This is a genomic window from Pedobacter sp. GW822-FHT03F06 (assembly GCF_058801365.1).
The window spans coordinates 219,880-240,857 of sequence record NZ_JBXANE010000010.1 but is presented as its reverse complement, the minus strand read 5'-3'; the positions used below and the strand labels follow the sequence as shown (position 1 = coordinate 240,857).

The following is a 20,978-nucleotide window of genomic DNA, read 5'->3' as shown; positions in this document are numbered from 1 at the left end:
AAATTTAACATTGGCGGTTTCCTAATTAGTTACAAATGAATTCAATAAATCTAAATATATCTTTTGAACAATACGAAAGTATTACAGAATTAACATTGGCAGATAGAACGCTTTGCGAGCTTGCCGAGAAGGCTTTAAATACTTCATATTCTCCTTATTCTAAATTTAGGGTTGGAACGGCCATCCGTTTGGCTTCTGGCGAAACGGTATTGGGTAGCAATCAAGAAAATTTAGCCTACCCATCTGGACTTTGTGCAGAGCGCGTTGCCCTTTTTACTATTGGCGCTACCTATCCAAATGCAGTTATTGAAAGTATGGCTATTACTGCCCAAACTGATAATTTTGAGATTTTAAAGCCCGTTACTTCTTGCGGAGGCTGTTTGCAGGTGATGGCAGAGTTTGAACGCAAGCAAAATACGCCGATTGAGGTGATTTTTTATTGCTTAAACGGTGAGGTTTTAAAAGTACCCAGTGTAAAGAGTTTACTGCCTTTTGCTTTTGTAGAGGATCGGTTGGAGCGATAGGGCCGGCCGTCATTTCGAGCGGACCCCGATAGCTATCGGGTGCAACGTAGTCGAGAACCCGAAGGCTCAGCGAAGCTAAATCTATCGAGGTAGATCTCTCTCCCGAAGGTTTGGGACTATGCTTCAGTCGAAATGACGACTTTTATCTTTAAATGGGGCTAAAATAATATTCTTGTCTTATTCCCTATATTTGGTTTTTTTAAACCACAATGAAACACCTCTACATCCTAATTTTATCGCTTTTTATTTCTTCTGGCGCAAATGCCCAAACCGTTCTTAAAAGTAATGTAGTTTATAAAATAGTTTACTTCCGTTCTGCTGATGGGAAGCCGAAAGAAGACCGTAATGCCACTGTGGTAATCGCTTCAGCAAATCAGAATTTAATCAGCAATGTGGCTGTTCTCGATCATAAAGCAAAGTATCCTTACGAACAGAGCATTGTTGCTAAGCCAGCGCAGATTTTATTTCAGGTTGCTGATTTAGGCACAGATAAGCAGATTGCAACGGCCGATAGCCTTGCAATTGGTAAGCAAACCTTTGAGTTGAGCAACGAAACCAAAGTGATTTTGGGTTATACCTGCAAAAAGGCCACCACGGTTGTCAATTCCAATAGAATAGATTTATGGTATACAAGCGATGCTGGTATTAAAGCTGCACCCACCAGTTTGGGCCAGAACCTTGGTTTGGTTTTAGAACAGGTGCGTAACGGTAGTAGCTTTGTAACGGCTACAAAAATTGAGGAAGTTAAAAATTCGAAACCGATCGATCTGCAAAAAATAAGTGCTAAGCTAAGCGATGGATTAACATATAAAGATTTGCTTTGGAAAAGCAGGTTTACCACGCTAGGGGTTTTTAATAACGAAACAATTAATTTTATAGATAAACCACAATCAAACGATTCTGTATTCCGCTTTGCGGGAGGAACGGTGATTGCCAGGAAAGTTAAATTCCCCGAACTTCAGTCCGGCCCCAATGTTTTTGTCGATTTAACGGAGCAATCGAACGGCGATGCCTACGATCGAACAGGATCGGTATTTATCATCCCGACCGATAAACAGATCAGTTTAATGGATGCACTTAAAAATTCTGTTAAAAACCTACCGGTTTATGATAATGGTAATGGAAAGAAATACCAGGGGGTTGTGGCCACAGCAAATTATAATCCCGTTATAGAGTTAATGCGCTTTTTTACCCCTTTTGGTGTTGGTAAATACAATAATTTAAAATTGAAGGATAAGAATTGGGCTGAAAAAGTTTACTATAGACAGGATGTTTCTGAATTATTTCCGCTGGTAAATGGAAAAGAAGTTTGGGTAGCCGTTTTTATTGGCAACTATGATAAAGGTGGCCATAAAGTTTCTTTAAATATAACCCTGCATAATGGAGGAAGAGAGAAAGAAGCTAAAGAAGTGATTTTGCCTTTGTTTAATTCAACAAATGTGATGGAGATGGCTGGACAGGAGTATGCAACCATGTTTAGCAGCGATAAGGGATTGGAAGTTTCCTTTGCCTTAGCAAAAGACCTTAAAGATGCAAAACTGCGCTACATTACAACCGGCCATGGTGGCTGGGGAAATGGCGATGAGTTTGTACCCCGGAAAAACACCATCTGGCTGGATGAAAAAGAAACATTCACTTTTACGCCATGGCGCCAGGATTGTGGTTCGTACCGGTTATCGAATCCTGCCTCCGGAAATTTCGAAACGGGTCTTTCCTCCTCAGATTTAAGCCGTTCTAACTGGTGCCCGGGCACGGTTACCAATCCCGAATGGATCAGTTTAGGCGATTTAAAAGCTGGTGCACATACCATCAAAGTAACCATCCCGATGGGAAAACCTGAGGGCTCGAGTTCGAGCGCATGGAATGTTTCGGGGGTGTTATTAGGTGTAGAATAGTTATAATATTTTTTTTACAATCGTCATTTCGACCGCAGTGGAGAAATCTATGATTAGAGCTTTTATTTTGCAGATCACCCTACCGATTCGGCTTCCTACCGCATTGACACAGATAATATAAAGTTTTTTCTGCTCTATGCCGCAGGGGCATGCTACTTTGGAGCGCCAAAGTAGCCAAAGCGCTTCGTCAATCCGGCAAGGTGGCTTCTCACTGCCTCAGGCTCATCAAAAAAACAGCGGCACTTCGTTTTGTGTTCAATACCCTTTAAACGCTGGGAATCATGATTATTGAACACAAAACCACTGCGTTTCAGGTTTGGTAGTGCTAAATATATTATTGTGCACCTGTTTTTTTGATTCTCCTGCCACTTGGGATTGACAGCGTTCTTCGGTAAAACCTATGGGCTATTAAAGTTAGCTTAGCATAACGCCCTGTAAAATCTACGATATAAAGATGTGTCCACACGTTAGGCCTGCGCGGGAATGACGAGTGTACTAAACTTATCACATAATCCAGCTCCTCTCCTTATTTTCAAGGAGGGGCTGGAGGTGACCCTATGCACCCTGCAACCCTCAATAGCAGCACGAAACTATTTTTCTAAACCGGATTGAAGAGGAGATCCTTTTTTGCTGCCTTAGGCGGGGCTTGGAGCAAAAAAGATCGTATCGGAAAGCCGGAAGAAACACTAAACAAACCCTACCGGCCTCTGCTTTCCAAATCAACACAAACAAATTTAGATTTCGACAGGCCGCCAATGCCTGCCCATAGAGGCGAGGAGAGATCTTCGAATCAAATTATTTAAATTAAATATTAAAGATCTCTCCTCCAAAGGAGTTCCATTGGAACACTAGGGCCGAGATGACGAAATATACTCCGTGATTTCCGTGCCTCAGTGGCCAATACATAAATCGTCAGGTCATTAAAAACAAATTTCCCATTCCGAAATGTGAATAACCTCTCTTCATTCTATGAAATCATTTTTATTATATTTACGGCTGCCAATTTTTGTAAATAAATGAGTGAAGAATTAGATCAAAACGTAAACGAAGAGCACAAACATACCATAACCCCAATCAACGGTTTATACGAAAACTGGTTTCTCGATTATGCGTCTTATGTAATTCTCGATAGGGCAGTTCCGCACATTAACGATGGACTAAAGCCTGTTCAACGGCGCATTATGCACTCACTTAAAGAGATGGATGATGGACGTTTTAATAAGGCGGCGAATGTAATCGGTAATACCATGAAATATCACCCGCATGGTGATGCATCTATTGGCGATGCGATGGTGCAGATCGGTCAAAAAGATTTATTGATCGATATGCAGGGTAACTGGGGCGATCCGGTTACGGGCGATAGTGCTGCGGCACCACGTTATATCGAGGCACGTTTATCAAAATTTGCCAACGATGTGGTGTTTAACCCTGATACTACCGAGTGGCAGTTAAGTTATGACGGGCGTAATAACGAGCCAATAACTTTACCGGTTAAATTCCCTTTGTTATTGGCGCAAGGGGCTGAAGGTATTGCTGTGGGCTTAGCGACCAAAGTAATGCCACACAATTTTATCGAATTGCTGGATGCCTCGATAGAAGCGCTGAAAGGTGTGCGCCCAAATATATTGCCCGATTTCTTTACGGGCGGTATGGCCGATTTCTCGAATTATAATGAAGGGCAGCGTGGAGGTAAAATCCGCGTGCGTGCGAAAATTACCGAGAAGGATAAAAAGACTTTGGTGATTACCGAAGTGCCGTTTAGCACCACAACGGGTTCTGTTATCGATAGCATTTTATCGGCCAATGATAAAGGCAAAATCAAGATTAAAAAGATTGAGGATAACACGGCGGCCAGCGTAGAAATTGTAGTGCACCTGGCACCGGGTATTTCGCCTGATGTAACCATTGATGCACTGTATGCCTTTACAGCCTGCGAGGTATCGATTTCGCCAAATACCTGTATTATTCAAGGCGATAAGCCACTCTTTTTGAGTGTAAACGATATCCTGATTGAAAATACAAAACACACTAAAAATTTACTAAAAAGAGAACTGGAGATTCGCTTGCACGAGTTGCAGGAAAAGATTTTCTTTAGTTCTTTACTTAAAATATTTATTCAGGAGGGCATGTATAAAAATCCTGAATATGAAAACTCAACCAATTTTGATACCGTAGTTGAGGTATTACACATTTTATTTGATCCGTTTAAGCCGTCGCTTTACCGCGAAATTTTGCCTGAGGATTTTAAGAAGCTGATTGATAAGCCAATGAGTAGCATCACCCGTTTTGATGTGAAAAAGGCCGATGAACAGATGAAAAATCTGGAAGATGAAATTAAGGTGGTTAAAAATCATTTAAAACATCTTACCGATTATGCTATTGCCTGGTACCAGAAACTGAAGGATAAATACGGAAAGGGAAGAGAACGTAAAACCGAAATCCGTTTGTTCGATCGGGTAGAAGCATCGAAAGTAGCATTGGCGAACGTGAAACTGTATATGAACCGTGAGGATGGATTTATCGGATCGGGTTTACGTAAAGATGAATTCGTAGCAGACTGTTCGGATATAGACGAAGTAATTGTTTTCCGTGAAGATGGCAAATGCATCATTACCAAGGTGGCCGATAAAACCTTTGTAGGCAAAGGCATTATTCACGCCCAGGTATTTAAGAAAAACGACGAGCGTACCATTTACAACATGATTTATAAAGATGGTGCAAGTGGTACTTCATATATTAAAAGGTTTGCCGTAGTTGGGGTAACACGCGATAAGGAATACGATTTAACCAAGGGATCGAAAGGCTCAAAGGTTTTATATTTTACCGCGAACCCGAATGGTGAGGCTGAAGTAGTGAATGTTGCGCTGAAACCGCATTCTAAATTGCGCAAGCTTCAGTTCGATCAGGATTTTGCAGAAGTGGCCATTAAGGGGCGTGGATCGCAGGGGAATATCATTTCGAAATATCCGGTCAAAAAGATCATTTTGAAGAGCAAAGGCGTTTCTACCTTATCAGGACTAAAAATTTGGTATGATGATTTGTTAAAACGCTTAAATGTTGATGGCCGTGGAAAATACCTGGGCGAATTTGATGGCGACGACCGCATTTTACAGGTACACAAAGATGGCTTTTACGAGTTAAGTTCTTTCGAATTGAGTAACCATTTTGATGATGGCCTGATCTTGATCCAGAAGTTTGATCCGGAGAAGATTTTTGCTGCAGTCCATTTTGAAGGTAAGGCACAAAATTATTTTATTAAACGTTTTACATTCGAACTGCAAGCTAATGGCAGGAAAACCATTTTTATTAGTGAAGAGCAAAAATCGAGGTTGTTGTTCCTTACTTCAAATCCGGCAGCGAAAATTATTGTTGATGTTTTAAAGGGTAAAACCCAAATTCCGGAAACATTGGATTTAACCTTAGCAGAACTGATTGATGTTAAAGGACTAAAGGCAAATGGCAATCGATTATCGCCGCATGACGTACAGAAAGTGGTGTTAGAAGAGCCTGAGGTAGCCGTTGAGGAACCAGAGGAAATCAGCATCGAAGAAATTGAGGGTAAGGAGTTAACGGCTGATGAAGAAGTGAACAATGAAGAAACAGTAAGCGATGTTGAAGGGCCTGAAGCAAAAGTAACTGATGAACCTGTTGTAGCGCAACCAAAACCAAAATTCGAGCGTGCAGAAGTTCCTGTGGTTAAGCCTGATAAACCAGAGGTAAAAGAAAAACCTGTTACTGTAGAAAAGCCATTGATAGAAAAACCTAAGCCAGAAGCCGAACCTGTTAAAAAAGAAGAAGTTAAAACTGGAGATAAACCCGAAGTAGAAGAAAAACCCGTTAAAAAGATAGATTTCGAAATCACCAATCCGGATGATATAGATATTGACGATAAGGGGCAGTTGGGGCTTTTTTAAATATTATTAAGATTGTTATCCCGACCTTAGTGTTCTGAAGGGACTGCTTTGGAGGTGCGCTCTTAAGTGAACGCAGTTCAATAACAGTTAGGAGATAGTAAAAGCCAATATAGCATCAGCAATCGTGTGATTGATGGTGCTATATCGGCTAAACTTATTTTAATGAAGCGGTACTATTTTATCGCTTTTTCAAATGCACTAATCCCACCTACTACAGGTAAAGTAAGTGTGGTTGCATTTAAATCAATGGTTAGCTGAGTTCCGGCTTTTGGCCAAAGCGTAAATTCTTTATCGCTCGAGAAAATCATCAGGGCAATTTTCTTACCTGCAGGTATAATTTGATCATCTGGCTGAAGATTAAATTTGAGTTCGTAAAATTTACCAGGAATTAAAGGCGCACTTTCAGTTAACGATTTATTGTTTTGAGGATCGGCCCATCCGCGTGTAATTACGTTATCCATTAATTTTGTGCCATTTCCCTCTGTCCAGGGTAAAGCAACTAACCAAACAGAGAAATTGGCTGCTGGTTTATTGCTTGCCAACTTAACTGTAAATTGTGTTAGGCCCGATAAATGAACTGCTTCTTTTAATGTAGGACTTACATAAAGCAAGCGGTGTTCTGAATTTTCAGCTTTTGCCAGGTCACTGCCCGAAAAAGAAACATCATCTACTAAAGTTTCTGCAGATTGTTTCTGTGGTTTAGCGGTATATAGGCTTCCTTGGTTCTTTCCTCCAGTTCCAAGGTAAAGTTTTACATTACTGGCATCTGGGTTTGGGTAATCGGCGTAGGGTGTTGGGTTCGAGTTGGGTTGATTTTCTCTCACAATCCAGGCTTTGGGATCTTTTTCCACACCGTTTTCAATTCCAAACAAAAAACGCGTAAACCACCTGTTCATCATTTTCATTGGAGGTGGGCCACCGTGCCCTTGCTGATGATAAAAAATCTGTACGGGTAAACCTTTGGCTTCAGCCGCTTTATAAATTCGATAGCTATGTTCGGGCATTACATTCCAGTCATTAAAGCCGTGCGACATTAGTAAGGCCGCTTTCATCGGTTTCATGGCATTTAAATAGTCTCTACCTGCCCAAAATTTATTGTAATCACCAGTTACACGATCCATTCCCTGGGCCATTTCTTCATCTCTTATTGTTTTATTCGCATAGGCTCTTTTATCTTCTGCGCCACTGTGTATGTAATCGTATAAAACATCAACATCTTCTCCTAAATAACCTCCAGGACTTCTTACTAAGCCATTTGAACGATAATAATGATAGTAAGAGGTATTTGGTGCGATAGGTATGATGGCCTTTAGTCCCTCAACGCCGGTAGTGGCCGCTGCAAGCGGGATGGTACCATTATAAGAAGTTCCTGTCATTCCAACATTTCCCGTACTCCAGTAAGCTTTAACTTTTTCATTTCCATCAGGGCTAGTGTAACCATTATCTTTCCCTCCAAGCCATTCGATCACTGCTTTTGGAGCCAGCGATTCATTTATTCCACCCACCGTTGGAGATCCTTGTGAAAGTCCGGTGCCGGGTGAAGAAGAGTGCACGATAATAAAACCCCTTTTAACCCATTCTCTGATTAAAGAGTTCGATATAATTGGTCTTTTGCCGGTACGTATTACCTCAGGGTGTACACGGGCTATAGATGATTTTTCACCAATTTCGTGCTTTACATCCCAAAATACATCTTTATCATTTCCGGCTGTTCCTGCGTAATATGGACTTGATTCATAAATAACAGGTAGTTTTAATCCTTCGGTTTCGGTTTGGTAAGGCCTTGTAACATCAACATGCATACGGTCAGGCTTTCCATCGCCATCGGTATCAAATGTTGTTTCTACCCATAAATCGGTGCGGATCCACTTGTCGGGAGTGTCAAACAAATTTACAATCTGTGCCTCGCCATCTTTAAATATAGGAAGGGTTTTAGCCGCTTCAGTTTTTTCTTGTGCAAAAGCAGAAAAAGCCACTGAAAATAATAAAAAAGGAAGTTTAAATAATTTACCTTTTTTTAAATTAAGGTTTATCATGGTTTTTAGATTTAAAATAGTTTATGGTTGTTTCCTTTGTGTTGTAAACAAAAAACAAGTTTTTTTTGAGATTTGCTGCTTCGAAATTAATTAATTATGGTTACATAATGCTATTTTTAAAATACATGTGGTGATATTAATAATCTGGATGAAACAGAACAGATAGGTGGCCACTGATTATTATTTCTTATATTTGCTTTGCTCAAAGGGGTGCTTTTGATGTTGCAATGCCTGTTGCCATCAATTTGCTGAGATTATACCCATTTTAAGGCAAAAGGTAGAAAGGTAAAAGGCAGAGGGTTTCCCCTCAAGCTTAAAGCCCTCCCGCCCTCAACCTTAAATGAACCTGATGCGGGTAATGCCGCCGTAGGAAGAGGTTAAAATTTACAAAACTGTTTCGCCCCGAAAACGGTATCTAATTATTTTTACCGGCCGCAGGGCAAATTATTGTAAATGAATTTTCAAGATTGGTTTAAGCTTTTTCAGGAGCAGATTTTACACACCTCATTAATCGAATGGTTGGCTGTGGGGTTCGGGGTCTCCGAAGTTTTATTGGCAAAAAAGAACAGCATTTGGTTATATCCAACAGGAATAATTTCTGTTCTATTGTGGATGTTTTTATTGCTAGGCGTTAAATTATATGCTGAGGTGCTTTTAAATATTTATTATCTGGTGATGAGCGTTTACGGATGGATAATCTGGAAGAAAAGAAAACAGGAGGGAGAAAACCAGGTTTCATGGTCGGGCAATAAAGAATTAACCATTGCGATTTTAATTTCTGTGATTGGTTTCGGGGTGCTTTACCTTGTATTGAGGCATTATACCGATTCGGATGTGCCTGTTTTTGATGCCTTTGTTTCTGCTACTGCATGGGCAGGTATGTGGCTATTGGCCAAGCGTAAAATAGAAAACTGGATATTCTTGAACATTTCTAATATTGTGGCCATTCCTTTGCTATTTCATAAAAAGCTTCCACTAATGGCCTGTTTAACTACGTTTTTGTTCACTGTAGCCATATTTGGATTTTTAGACTGGAAGAAAATCATTAACAAAAGCCGCGTCAAATTAGCTCAATTACCTTCCTAGGCAAAGCAAAAAAATAATTATGCAAGAAACATTAAGCATCACCTGGCAGGAAAAAGTAAAAGCTTATGCAGCGCTTTCTGAAGAAATGGGTAAACTTCATCCCGAAATTTTAGAACTGGCCTATCAGGAAAACTGGTTTAAGCTTTTTGTACCCGAAATTTATGGTGGACCGAATAAAAAACTTCCTGAAATTTTAAGATTGGAAGAAGAATTGGCAGAGGCCGATGGGAGTTTAGGCTGGACCATTACACTTTGTGCTGGTGCAGGGTGGTTTGCAGGGTTTTTAAATCCAGAATTGGCTGCAGAGATTTTTGCCGATCGTAAAGTTTGTTTTGCCGGGAGCGGTGCTATTGGTGGCGTAGCCATTAAAACGCAAAGGGGGTATCTGCTCAATGGAAAATGGAGTTATGCCAGTGGTGCATTACACGCTACTATATTTACAGCCAACTGTACGCTTAAGAACGAAAATGGCGATGATGTTTTGGATGAAAACGGAGAACCTGAAATTAAATCATTCATCCTTAAGAAAGAGGAAGTAAATATTTTACCCGGTTGGTCTTACTTTGGTTTAATGGCAACAGGCAGTCATGCTTTTGAAGTTTGCGATTTAAACGTTGACGAAAATAGAACCTTTAAAATTAACCAGCATATCGAAGTAGCAGATTCTGGCTTTGATTATCCCTTTTTACAACTCGCAGAAACTACGTTAACGGTAAATAGTTTAGGAATGACCAATCACTTTATTAAACTGGTAGCGCAATCTTTTTACTCCCGTTCGGGTTTGGGGAGATATAGCGAGGCGCAGATTTTGTTTTTTAACAGCGAACTTAACCGTTGTAAAGAAGAAGTACTGGGCCTTCGTACAAAATTCTACCATATGTTTGATAAATCCTGGAGGCAGTTAATGAGTGAAGGAGAAATTGCTGAAGATATTTTAATGGAGGTGAGTTCAATCAGTCGTAAATTGGCCCATGCCTGTTGGAAATCGGCAGCTACTTTATTCCCATACTGTGGTTTAGAGGCTGCAAAAAAAGAATCGGAAATAAATAGGGTTTGGAGAGATATTCATACGGCAAGCCAACATGCTTTACTTACTTTCGAAATTTAATTATTCCAAAAGCGCTGGCTTAATTTTATTTTTAAACTCAGTAGCAAACTTATTCAGTTTGGGTTGTATCACAAATGCACAGTAAGGTTTTCCCTGGTTGTTGCTAAAATAGTTTTGATGATAATCTTCAGCCTCATAAAATTCGGCTATAGGGGAAACTTCTGTTGCAATGGGTTTGTCGAAAATATGTTGTTGGGTTAAATCTTCGATCATTTCCTCCGTCTGCTTTTTCTGATCTTCATTTACGTAAAAAACCACCGAGCGGTATTGTGTACCAACATCATTACCCTGTCTATTTAAAGTTGTTGGATTATGGGTTTTAAAGAACACCAATAAAAGCTCGTTGAACGAAATAACATTTTCATCGAATGAGATCCGAATTACTTCTGCATGTCCGGTATCGCCATTACAGATTTCCATATAGGTAGGATGCTTTAAATCTCCCCCCATGTAGCCTGACGTAACCTGGCTTACTCCATTTAACGTTTGAAAAACGGCTTCGGTGCACCAAAAGCAGCCTCCGCCAAATGTTGCTGTTTGCATATCCTCCTTATATAAAATCTATTCCAATTTTTTAATCAATCAAAAAAAGACATTTTTTTGATATTAAAGATTGGTTAATTACCGATTATTCCTATAAGTTTTAAGTAGGGGCAGTTAGGCAGCATTTAGGGTAAATACTTTAATGTCTTTAAGATGATATACATAAAATGGATCTGTACAGAACTAAAAATCCGTGTTTATCTGGATGCACCTGTGGTTAAACTTAATTAAACGGGATTGATAGATATAGCACAAAGTGTATACTATATAGCATGAAAACAAAAAAGCCTGTAATCGAATTACAGGCTTCAAAATTCTTATTGATATTGAATATAGATCGGTTTTGGTGTAAGCTTTAACAGCTCTTCCGGAGTCATCAAACGCTTCGGTTCTTTCTTTAGATCATTTTTGTAAAATAATTTAAAGCCGGTAAACTGTACAGGTTCGCCTTGTATAAAATGGCGGTAGGTGCCTTTTTTTAATTCAGGTTCGCCCCATCCATCCATATGCACTACAACCTGCACTTCAGGGCGTAATTTAATGTTAGGCGAATTGGTTACCATCTTTTTAGTAAAACGGTGCAATACAAATACTTTTGGAGGCAAATTGTATTTTTTAACAATATCTGCTAAATATCCGGTTACATAGTTAATATCGGCAGCATCATAGGTGCCGATCTTTTTGCCAGGCAATGTTCCGTCTTTCATCGAAAATTCAGGATCTATACCCAAGTGAACGTATGGCAATTCAAGGTATTTTGCAATATGAGGTAACTCGGCTTTAATGGTACTTAAAGCTACCTGAAGATCTAAGAATACGATCGTGTTAGGCTGCATTTTGGCAATTTTCAAAACAGAATCAATCTGTTTATTGCCCATTCTATTGATGTATTTTCCATCTTTTCCTGGTGTTCCACTTGCTACTGCAGCAATATAGTGTAAGCCTGGTTGTACAGGGGTAGAAGGATCGGCTTTTTCCCAATGTTTAACCTCTGCATTTAAACGCTGCCACATTTCTTTAGGTGCATATTCGCCAAGTGCCCCCATTTTTTTTGAATGTAGGTTTCCGTAATAAACAACTATGCGTTTAAAAGGTAAAATAGCGCCCGCTAAAGGATATGGTTGTTTTTTTACCGGCCATCTTCCCGTAGTATCTCCGTTTGCTAGTTTTTTCACCAACGAATCGTAAAGCTTTGGATCAACCGGTTTCATTACGTTTACTGTTGAGTCTGTTTTCTTTTTAGTCGAATCAGAAGAGAAGATTTTACCGATACCGCTACTGCTCTTACCGTCTGAATTACAGTTGGCAAATAAGCTGATTGCGGCAAAACCAAGTATTAGTGTGCCTGCTAATTGAGGAAATTTCATAGATATTATATAGATAATTAAAGTTTAGACAGTTTCCGAATCTGTTTTGATGAAAATAGGGTGGAAATCTGGTAGTTTAAAATAAAGTAATCAACATTTACACATTACAGAATTTGCCAAAAACACCCAATGGCAATTTAATGCCCGAAGTAGCCTGTAGAAACAGTTCTCCGGTTTCGAGGTTTTTAACTGATGGGAATGATGTACGGATTAAATTTTCTACAATTACCGACGAAAACCCTAATGAATAAGTATTTAGGATTAAGAAGTGTTCTTTTTCATCCAGCAGCTGTACTACATCCTGCATCATTTCCTGAATATGATCTTCCAGTTTCCATTTTTCGCCATTAGGGCCGTGGCCATAAGCAGGAGGATCTAAAATGATTCCGTTGTATTTTTTGCCTCTTTTTAATTCTTTTTTTACAAACTTTAAGGCGTCCTCTACCATCCAACGGGTATCTTTCAATCCTGAAAGCTCCTGGTTTTCGTTTGCCCAGGTAACTACCTGTTTAATCGAATCTACGTGGGTAGTCTCGGCGCCAGCAGCATTTGCAATTAGCGATGCAGCACCGGTATAGGCGAAAAGATTTAAAACTTTAGGCTGTGGTGTTTTAAATTTTTTAATCGAAGCGGAAATAAAATCCCAGTTTACTGCCTGCTCAGGGAATACGCCCACGTGTTTAAAAGAAGTTAAACCTAGGCGGAGTTTAATGGCCACTTCATCATTTTTATATTCTACATGCCAACGATCAGGAATAGATTGATTTTTCTTTACCCATTCGCCAGAAGTAGCCGAACGGCCCCTGAAAGTAATGTTGGCCGTTTTTTTCCAATCCTGTTCTGAATATGTTTTTTTCCATACCGCCTGTGGTTCAGGACGGATAAGGGTTACATTTCCAAAACGTTCTAATTTTTCAAAATCCCCGCAATCAATCAGTTCATAATCTTTCCAGTGGGTTGGGGCAAGTAATTGTATCATGTATTATTATGTATAGTCCGTCATTGTGTGGCACCAAGCAATCTTAATGCGATCAATATACAGAAGGAGATTGCTTCGTGCCTCGCAATGACGATTTTATTTAGTTTAAAACTTATCTTTTGCTGCCTTCATAAAGCGGCTGGCGAATACGAAATCGTTTAGTTCCTTAATATCGGTATGTGCAATTTCTTTATTGCTGCCTTCCCAGAATTTTTTCCCTTCGTGTAAGAATAAAATGTAATCGCCAATCCCCATTACCGAGTTCATATCATGCGTTACCACAATAGTTGTGGTTTTATATTCTTCGGTAATTTCCTGAATTAGTTCATCAATTACGATCGAGGTTTTTGGGTCTAGACCCGAGTTAGGCTCATCGCAGAACAAATACTTCGGGTTCATCGAAATGGCACGTGCAATACCTACACGTTTTTTCATTCCTCCCGATAATTCTGCCGGGAATAATTTGTTTTTACCTGCAAGGTTTACCCGTTCCAAACAAAAATCAACTCTTTCAAGCTTTTCTTTTCTGCTCTGATCAGTAAACATATTTAAGGGAAACATGATGTTTTCTTCAACTGTCATACTATCAAACAGGGCAGAACCTTGAAACAACATACCAATTTCTTTACGCACTTCAATGCGCTGTTCGTAGGTCATCGGCGTAAAATCGCGGCCATCGTACAATACCGAGCCCGAATCTGGTTGATGTAAACCTACCATACATTTCAGTAGCGTTGTTTTTCCTGATCCGGAACCACCGATAATTAAATTGGTTACACCTTCTTCAAACTTTCCAGAAATGCCTTGTAGTACATCATTTCCGGAAAAAGATTTATAGATATCTTTAATTTCGATCATTACAATAAAAGTTGAGTAACTAAATAATCGCAAACTAGAATAGAGATACAGCTAATTACAACCGCTCTTGTACTGGCCTGCGAAACTTCTAAAGCACCACCACGAACGTAAAAACCTTCGTAAGCCGGAACTGATGTAATAATGAAACCGAATACAAATGCCTTTACCAAAGCAACTGTGATGGTGTAAGGATTAAAATCAGTTGTTATACCTTGAATATATTCTGCAGGAGTAACAGCACCCGAAATAGAACCGCCAATATATCCACCGGTAATGCTTAAAAACATAGAAATGATTACCAACATGGGCACCATGGTGATGCCCGAAATAATTTTAGGTAGAATTAAATATCCAGGTGCATTTATACCCATAATTTCTAAAGCATCAATCTGCTCGGTAACACGCATCGAACCAATTTCTGATGAAATGGCCGATCCGATTTTTCCTGCAAGTACAATTGCACTAATGGTTGGGCTTAACTCCAATATACTCGAGTCGCGGTTTACAGAACCGATAATTGTTTTTGGAATAAAATCACTAACCAGCTGGAAAGCAATTTGTAGTGTCATTACTGCACCAATAAAAGTAGAGATAATAGCAATTAAACCTAAAGAGCCTACGCCAACATAATCCATTTGTTTGGCGATTTCTTTTAGGTAAATTTTCAGTTTTTCCGGCCTTCTGAATACAGACTTGAGTAGCAGGATGTATCTGCCGAAATTGGTAAAATTCATTCCGTATGTATTTGCTTAATTTAAATGATCATTTATAATACTACAAAGAAACGATAAAAAAGTTGGAGCGCTTTGCTAATTGCAAAAATATTCGTGGTTTTGAATATAAATATGGTTTTTTGTTAACAAAAATTAAACCATTAAATAATGAAAGCTGTAATAACCGGTGCAACTAAAGGAATTGGTAGAGCTATTGCGACTAAATTTGCCCAAAATGGGTACGATTTAGTTTTGGTAGCAAGGGGGAGAGATGAACTCGACAGGCTTCGACAGGAATTAACCCCTTATGGGCATGCTATTTTTACCCAGGTAGCAGATTGTTCAGTTAAAGAAGATGTGTATGCTTTTTTAAATTCGACCGATGTAGATTTTGATCATGTAGCGGTTTTAGTAAACAACGTAGGGATTTTTTTTCCGGGTAGCATGCTCGATGAGGATGACGAAACCTTCGAAAAGCAGCAGCATTTAAATACAAATGCCTGTTATTACATCAGTAAATTTTTCGGAAAAAAAATGCGCTCGGCCAAGCGGGGCCATATATTCAACATCTGTTCGGTGGCCAGTAAAGCACCTGTAAAAAATGGAGGCAGTTATAGTGTAACAAAAGCAGCGATGTTAAGTCTTAATCATGTATTGCGGCAAGAGTTAGCACCTCATAATGTTAAAGTAACTGCATTTTTGCCAGGCTCTACTAAAACTTCATCTTGGGAAGGAACAACAATTCCGGATGAAAAATTTGTACAGCCTGAAGATATTGCAGAAACTTTGTTTACCATTTTAAACTTAAGTAAAGGGGTAAATGTAGACGAGGTTTTGATTACTCCGCTTGATTTTTAAACACAAAAATGAACAACGTTATGGAAAAGAAGCTTTTTAGAAACGAACACGATAAGATGATTGCCGGTGTAGCTTCGGGACTTGCAGATTACATGCAGGTGGAGGTTACCATAATTAGATTATTGTTTGCATTATCGGCTATATTTATGGCTGGAGGTGGCTTAATTGCCTATATAGTAATGTGGATTATTGTTCCGGTTAATGATGATCCGGCAGCAAGATTTTCTAAATTTAACGATTACTTTGGCAAGAAAAACCCAAATGCACAACCCTTTGGAACTGCCGATCCTTTTGCAGGACCAGCGAACCAGGGAAACCAGAATTGGACGCAACCTGTTGATGGTGGGCAGAAAACACCTTTCGAAACACAGCCCAATTTCGATAAATTCAATAAATCTAACGATACCGGCCGCACCATAGGCGGATTGGTATTGCTAGTGATAGGATGTTTTTTCCTGATGCGGGAAATGGATTTTATCCCCGATTGGTTTAGTATCCGCAATTTATTCAGGTACATGTGGCCATTAATATTTATTGCTTTAGGTGTAAGTATCATAGCCAAATCAAAAAGAAAGAACGACTGGGCTGCTTTTCAGCATCAACAGGAAGCCGAACAACAAAAAACAGCTGATTTTTCTGAAACCATTGTAGAAAATGAACCTACAGCACCAGCTAACAAAGATGATAATTCAACATCCGCTAACCCTCAAGTATAAATAAAATGAAATTAGATAGATTAATTTGGGGTATTATCCTGCTTTTTATTGGCGGTGTACTTCTACTCGAAAACTTTGGCGTAATCAATTTTTATTGGCGCAACGTTTGGAGCTTCTGGCCGGTATTCTTAATCATAGCAGGTTTAAATATCCTGTTTAATAAAAACAATTCGCAAACTGGGAGTATCATTTCTATTGGCGTTTTAGTGGTAGCCTTATCGTTCCTTTTTTATAAAGGGCAGCAGGTTCCCGAACGCGGTAATTGGTGGGGGCGCCACTTTAAAAAAGATGTCGACATTAATATCGAACATAACGATGACGACAACGATGATGATAACGATAACGACACTTCGTATAATCATTTAAGTTTGTCTGAGCCATTTGTAGCGGCAGATAATGCGAAAAAAACGGTACTAAATATTTCTGGAGGTGGCATTTCATTTAATCTTGATGGTGAAACAGCTGAGTTGATTAATGCTGACGTGAAGAAAAGGCATGGTAACTTCTCTTTAAAGAAATTGCTTACCGATAGTGCTACCGTACTTACTTTCCAAATGGAAGATAAAAAGAGCAAGTGGAATTTTGGTGATGGCGGTAACGATGTTAATTTTAAATTGAATAAAGAAGCCAACTGGGATATTTTAATGAAACTGGGCGCTGGCGAAGCAAACTTTGATTTTACCAATTACAAAGTTCGCACCTTCCGCTTTGATGGTGGAGCAGCAGCTCTGGATATTAAATTCGGAGATTTATTGCCAATAACCGACGTAATTGTGAAATCTGGGGTGGCCGATGTGAAAATTAAAGTGCCTACCAATTCAGGTTGCCGAATTAAAACCAAAACAGGTTTATCAGCCAAAGATTTCGATGGTTTTGAAAAATTGAGCGATGGTGTTTACGAAACTTCAAACTATAAGGCCTCAACTAAAAAAATCTTTATCAATTTAGATGGCGGATTGAGTAACTTTGAAGTAAGCAGATATTAGGGAGGTTGAAGGTTAGAAGGTAGAAGGCGTAAGGCTTCATTAACGGAATCTTTATAAAATGCTGATCTTACAATCCTAAAATCTCATAATCCTGATCCAATCTAATGAATCCTGATCAATATATAGTTGTAATTAATGGAAAGCCACAAGGGCCATATAGTTTAACCGAACTGACAGATTTAAACATCAGTGCGAATACTTTTATACGTAAGCCCGGAATGGACGATTATAAAGAAGCTCATGCAATTCCCGAATTGCGTGAGCTTTTGGGTTTTAGTTATCAAAAAACAGCACCCCAATATTTTGCAGCTTTCGATCAAAGGTTGTTGGCCTCGGTAATTGATCATTTTATTATTTTTGGAATATATAGCATCATTATTTTAACGAGCTATATTTTTATCGAAGGTAAAGATCAGCGGATTATGGCTTTTTTAATTCCATTTCCCTCCATATTTATCATTAAGCTCATTTATGGCAGCATTGCCGAAGCATCAGCCAGTCAGGCCACTATCGGTAAAAAACTCCTCAATATTAAGGTAACCGATTTAGAAGGCAGCCGGGTTTCTTTTGGAATTTCCCTGGTGAGGAATTTTTCTAAAATCTTATCCGTAATTCCAGTTTTCTTTGGTTACCTGTACAGTTTCCTCAATAAGAAAAACCAATGCTGGCACGATATTGCAGCCAATACGCTGGTGATAAAAGACAGGTTGATATAAGTTAGAAAAGCGAAGTCAATACAACTATTTTCGTTAGCCGGGCTGTACGCTATATCTTTGGCTGGCCTTTCGGCTACACTCAGGCTGACAGTCAAAGGATGCCGCTTCCACCCGTTTATGAACCTGGGCCGGGTGCAATGATGCCAAACCCACCCACCGTTAAAAAATAAACCTGATTGAGGCGGTAGCGCCCGATTTCCTTCTAATCGGGACTAAAGCCGAAAGCAAGGCTGGATTTGCCAAGCAATACGGCTCTTCCGTTTCCAAAAAAACTTTGAATTTTTGCCATTAGGATCGGGGCAATTTAATTACAACATTACAACATTAAAACATTCCAACAATCCTTATCTTTGCAAACAGATGGAAAATATATTGGCAAAACATGATCTGGCTGGCGGATATTGCAACAGTTTAACGGCTTATTCGAGATATTTAACCCGTGAAGTTAACATAGGTGATATTGCTTTAGGTGGGCACAATCCAATCCGGATTCAATCGATGACAACCACCGATACCATGGATACTTTGGGTACTGTAGAGCAGACCATCCGCATGGTAGAATCGGGTTGCGAGTATGTTCGTATCACTGCACCTAGCATTAAAGAAGCCGAAAATCTAGCCAATATTAAAAAAGAACTACGTTTCCGTGGTTATAATGTGCCATTAATTGCAGATATCCATTTTACGCCTAATGCTGCCGAAATGGCTGCACGTATTGTAGAAAAAGTAAGGGTTAACCCAGGCAATTATGCAGATAAAAAGAAATTCGAAAATTTAGAATACACACAAGATGCTTACAATGCGGAGTTAAGCAGGATTTACAAAAAGTTTATCCCTTTAGTTAAAATCTGTAAAGAGTATGGCACTGCCATGCGCATCGGCACTAACCACGGGTCGCTTTCAGACAGGATTATGAGCCATTATGGCGATACGCCCCGCGGAATGGTTGAATCGGCAATGGAATTTATCCGTATGTGTGAAGACCAGAATTACTATAATCTGGTAATTTCGATGAAAGCCAGCAATACCCAAGTGATGGTGCAGGCATACCGTTTACTGGTAGAAACCATGGCTAAAGAAGGGATGAATTATCCTTTACATTTAGGTGTTACCGAAGCGGGTGATGGAGAAGACGGCCGCATTAAATCAGCAGTTGGCATTGGAACGTTATTAGAAGATGGTTTGGGCGATACCATCCGTGTTTCCTTAACTGAAGACCCTGAATTTGAAGCACCAGTTGCTAAGGCTTTGGCAGACCGATATGCTTTAAGGAGTCCGAAGTCTGAAGCCGGAAGTCAGGAGTCGATTTCACTCCTCCCAACGCTTCACGGCCAGCGCCAAACTTATAGCCCTTACGAGTACAATCGCCGCATTACCACTGCTGTACAGCATATTGGTGGCCATCACCATCCGGTAGTAATGATCGATGTTTCGAAAGAAAATTTAAAAGACCCTTACTTTTTAAGTTCAGTTGGTTACAATTATAGCGCAGGTTTAGATAAATATAACTTAGCCGATCAGGCTTGCGATTTAGCCTTCTTGGGTGATAATTTGCCATCGTTCTCTTTTCCCGGGAATTTAAAGCAAGTTTACAATTACGAAACTTGGTTAAAACTTAATGATAAAAGCAACTGCCATCCTTTATTCTCTTTGGAAGCTTTTAAAGAGGCAGAAGCTAAAGACGAATTTTTAAACTTTGTTCAAGTTGATGCCAAGCAATTGACCAATTTAACAATTAACCAGTTAGCCAATGTTGTATTAATTCTCGAAACATCAGCAGTGCATGGAATGGCTGAACAACGGGCATTTTTTGTGGCTTTGCAGGAGGAAAATATTCAGATCCCGGTAATCATTAAGAGAACCTACCAGAATGTAGATGCTGATCATTTAATGCTTTATGCTGCAACCGACATTGGCGCTTTATTTACCGATGGTTTTGGGGATGGGGTATGGATTGATGCAGGAGATCAAAACCTCTCGCTGATTAATTTAACCAGTTTTGGTATTTTACAGGCTACCCGTACACGCATCAGTAAAACAGAATATATTTCTTGCCCAAGCTGTGGAAGAACACTTTTCGATTTACAAGAAACTACACAACTGATCCGTTCACGTACTGACCATTTAAAAGGGATAAAAATCGGTATCATGGGCTGTATAGTTAACGGCCCAGGCGAAATGGCCGATGCCGATTACGGTTATGTGGGTACTGGTCCCGATAAAATTACGTTATACCGCGGTAAAGAAGTGGTAAAGAAAAATGTAACTACCGCTTATGCCTTAGACGAACTGATCGACATTATTAAAGATGATGGCAACTGGGTAGAAAAGGTTTAATTAAATTATCCCTGGTCTGTGTTCTCACAGACCAGTATAAAGATTTTGATTTACATATTTTTACTTTCGATCTGTGGGGACACAGACCGAGGAGTTAAAATTATCCGCCTTGGTTTGTGTCCCCACAAACCACTTTTATAAATTAACTCATTTTTGTTTCGGTCTGTGAGGACACAGGCCGAGGCTGTTAGATCATCATTTCTATCCGCCTTGGTTTGCGTCCCCACAAACCACTTTTATAAATTAACTCGTTTTTTATTTCGATATGTGAGAATACAGACCGAGGAGTTTGAATTTTATCTGTGTGTATCCTCTTTATCTGTGGTTAATGATACATTATGG

General features: G+C 39.5%; 16 protein-coding genes. 10 read left to right on the top strand and 6 right to left on the bottom strand.

Features of this window, described 5'->3' with window-relative positions:
* Positions 1–35: 35 nt before the first annotated feature.
* The 3 genes from AC1RJ8_RS18410 (at position 36) to AC1RJ8_RS18400 (ending at position 6,333) form a co-directional block, all read left to right on the top strand.
* Positions 36–524, top strand: a complete 489-nt coding sequence (locus tag AC1RJ8_RS18410) for a cytidine deaminase (protein WP_492954761.1) — start codon at positions 36–38, stop codon at positions 522–524.
* A 209-nt stretch (positions 525–733) separates the two neighbouring features.
* Positions 734–2,419 (top strand): PNGase F N-terminal domain-containing protein, encoded by a 1,686-nt coding sequence (locus tag AC1RJ8_RS18405; protein WP_492954762.1) that lies wholly within the window; start codon positions 734–736, stop codon positions 2,417–2,419.
* A 1,016-nt stretch (positions 2,420–3,435) separates the two neighbouring features.
* Positions 3,436–6,333 carry a DNA gyrase/topoisomerase IV subunit A gene (locus AC1RJ8_RS18400; protein ID WP_492954763.1) on the top strand — a complete coding sequence of 966 codons (2,898 nt, stop codon included), beginning with the start codon at positions 3,436–3,438 and terminating at the stop codon, positions 6,331–6,333.
* Between the two features lie 173 nt (positions 6,334–6,506).
* On the opposite strand, the gene AC1RJ8_RS18395 is transcribed toward AC1RJ8_RS18400, so the two are convergent.
* The gene (locus tag AC1RJ8_RS18395) at positions 6,507–8,369 is read right to left on the bottom strand and encodes a Xaa-Pro dipeptidyl-peptidase (protein ID WP_492954764.1); all 1,863 of its coding nucleotides are present in this window, start codon (positions 8,367–8,369) and stop codon (positions 6,507–6,509) included.
* A 453-nt stretch (positions 8,370–8,822) separates the two neighbouring features.
* On the opposite strand from AC1RJ8_RS18395, the gene pnuC reads away from it, so the two are divergent.
* Together pnuC and AC1RJ8_RS18385 are read left to right on the top strand one after the other, a co-directional pair.
* Positions 8,823–9,455: a nicotinamide riboside transporter PnuC gene (pnuC, locus tag AC1RJ8_RS18390; RefSeq protein WP_492954765.1), complete on the top strand. Its 633-nt coding sequence runs from the start codon at positions 8,823–8,825 to the stop codon at positions 9,453–9,455.
* A 19-nt stretch (positions 9,456–9,474) separates the two neighbouring features.
* Positions 9,475–10,563, top strand: coding sequence for an acyl-CoA dehydrogenase family protein (locus AC1RJ8_RS18385; protein ID WP_492954766.1), 1,089 nt, complete (start codon positions 9,475–9,477; stop codon positions 10,561–10,563).
* Here the strand turns inward: AC1RJ8_RS18385 and msrA are convergent, their stop codons facing one another.
* From msrA to AC1RJ8_RS18360, 5 genes are all read right to left on the bottom strand, one after another.
* Positions 10,564–11,106, bottom strand: coding sequence for a peptide-methionine (S)-S-oxide reductase MsrA (gene msrA, locus AC1RJ8_RS18380; RefSeq protein WP_492954767.1), 543 nt, complete (start codon positions 11,104–11,106; stop codon positions 10,564–10,566). It lies immediately after the preceding gene.
* A gap of 317 nt (positions 11,107–11,423) precedes the next feature.
* Entirely contained in the window at positions 11,424–12,473 is a 1,050-nt protein-coding gene (locus AC1RJ8_RS18375) for a hypothetical protein (RefSeq protein WP_492954768.1), read from the bottom strand.
* 97 nt (positions 12,474–12,570) lie between these two features.
* The gene (locus AC1RJ8_RS18370) at positions 12,571–13,452 is read right to left on the bottom strand and encodes an RsmD family RNA methyltransferase (RefSeq protein ID WP_492954769.1); all 882 of its coding nucleotides are present in this window, start codon (positions 13,450–13,452) and stop codon (positions 12,571–12,573) included.
* 105 nt (positions 13,453–13,557) lie between these two features.
* A complete protein-coding gene (locus AC1RJ8_RS18365) occupies positions 13,558–14,310 on the bottom strand; it encodes an ABC transporter ATP-binding protein (RefSeq protein WP_086547603.1) in 753 nt (250 codons plus the stop codon).
* On the bottom strand, positions 14,310–15,044 hold the full coding sequence (locus AC1RJ8_RS18360; RefSeq protein WP_057932019.1) for an MlaE family ABC transporter permease: 735 nt from the start codon (positions 15,042–15,044) through the stop codon (positions 14,310–14,312). Before AC1RJ8_RS18360 ends, AC1RJ8_RS18365 begins: the two co-directional genes overlap by 1 nt.
* A 147-nt stretch (positions 15,045–15,191) precedes the next feature.
* Here AC1RJ8_RS18360 and AC1RJ8_RS18355 point away from each other — a divergent pair, with 147 nt between their 5' ends.
* The 5 genes from AC1RJ8_RS18355 to ispG all read left to right on the top strand — a co-directional run bounded on the left by AC1RJ8_RS18355 (position 15,192) and on the right by ispG (position 20,636).
* Positions 15,192–15,881: an SDR family oxidoreductase gene (locus AC1RJ8_RS18355; protein ID WP_492954770.1), complete on the top strand. Its 690-nt coding sequence runs from the start codon at positions 15,192–15,194 to the stop codon at positions 15,879–15,881.
* Between the two features lie 20 nt (positions 15,882–15,901).
* The gene (locus AC1RJ8_RS18350; RefSeq protein WP_492954771.1) at positions 15,902–16,597 is read left to right on the top strand and encodes a PspC domain-containing protein; all 696 of its coding nucleotides are present in this window, start codon (positions 15,902–15,904) and stop codon (positions 16,595–16,597) included.
* A 5-nt stretch (positions 16,598–16,602) separates the two neighbouring features.
* Complete coding sequence (locus AC1RJ8_RS18345; RefSeq protein ID WP_492954772.1) at positions 16,603–17,583, top strand: toast rack family protein; 981 nt, start codon at positions 16,603–16,605, stop codon at positions 17,581–17,583.
* A gap of 104 nt (positions 17,584–17,687) precedes the next feature.
* Positions 17,688–18,299, top strand: a complete 612-nt coding sequence (locus AC1RJ8_RS18340) for an RDD family protein (RefSeq protein ID WP_492954773.1) — start codon at positions 17,688–17,690, stop codon at positions 18,297–18,299.
* A gap of 360 nt (positions 18,300–18,659) precedes the next feature.
* Positions 18,660–20,636, top strand: coding sequence for a (E)-4-hydroxy-3-methylbut-2-enyl-diphosphate synthase (gene ispG / locus AC1RJ8_RS18335; protein ID WP_492954774.1), 1,977 nt, complete (start codon positions 18,660–18,662; stop codon positions 20,634–20,636).
* Positions 20,637–20,978: the final 342 nt, after the last annotated feature.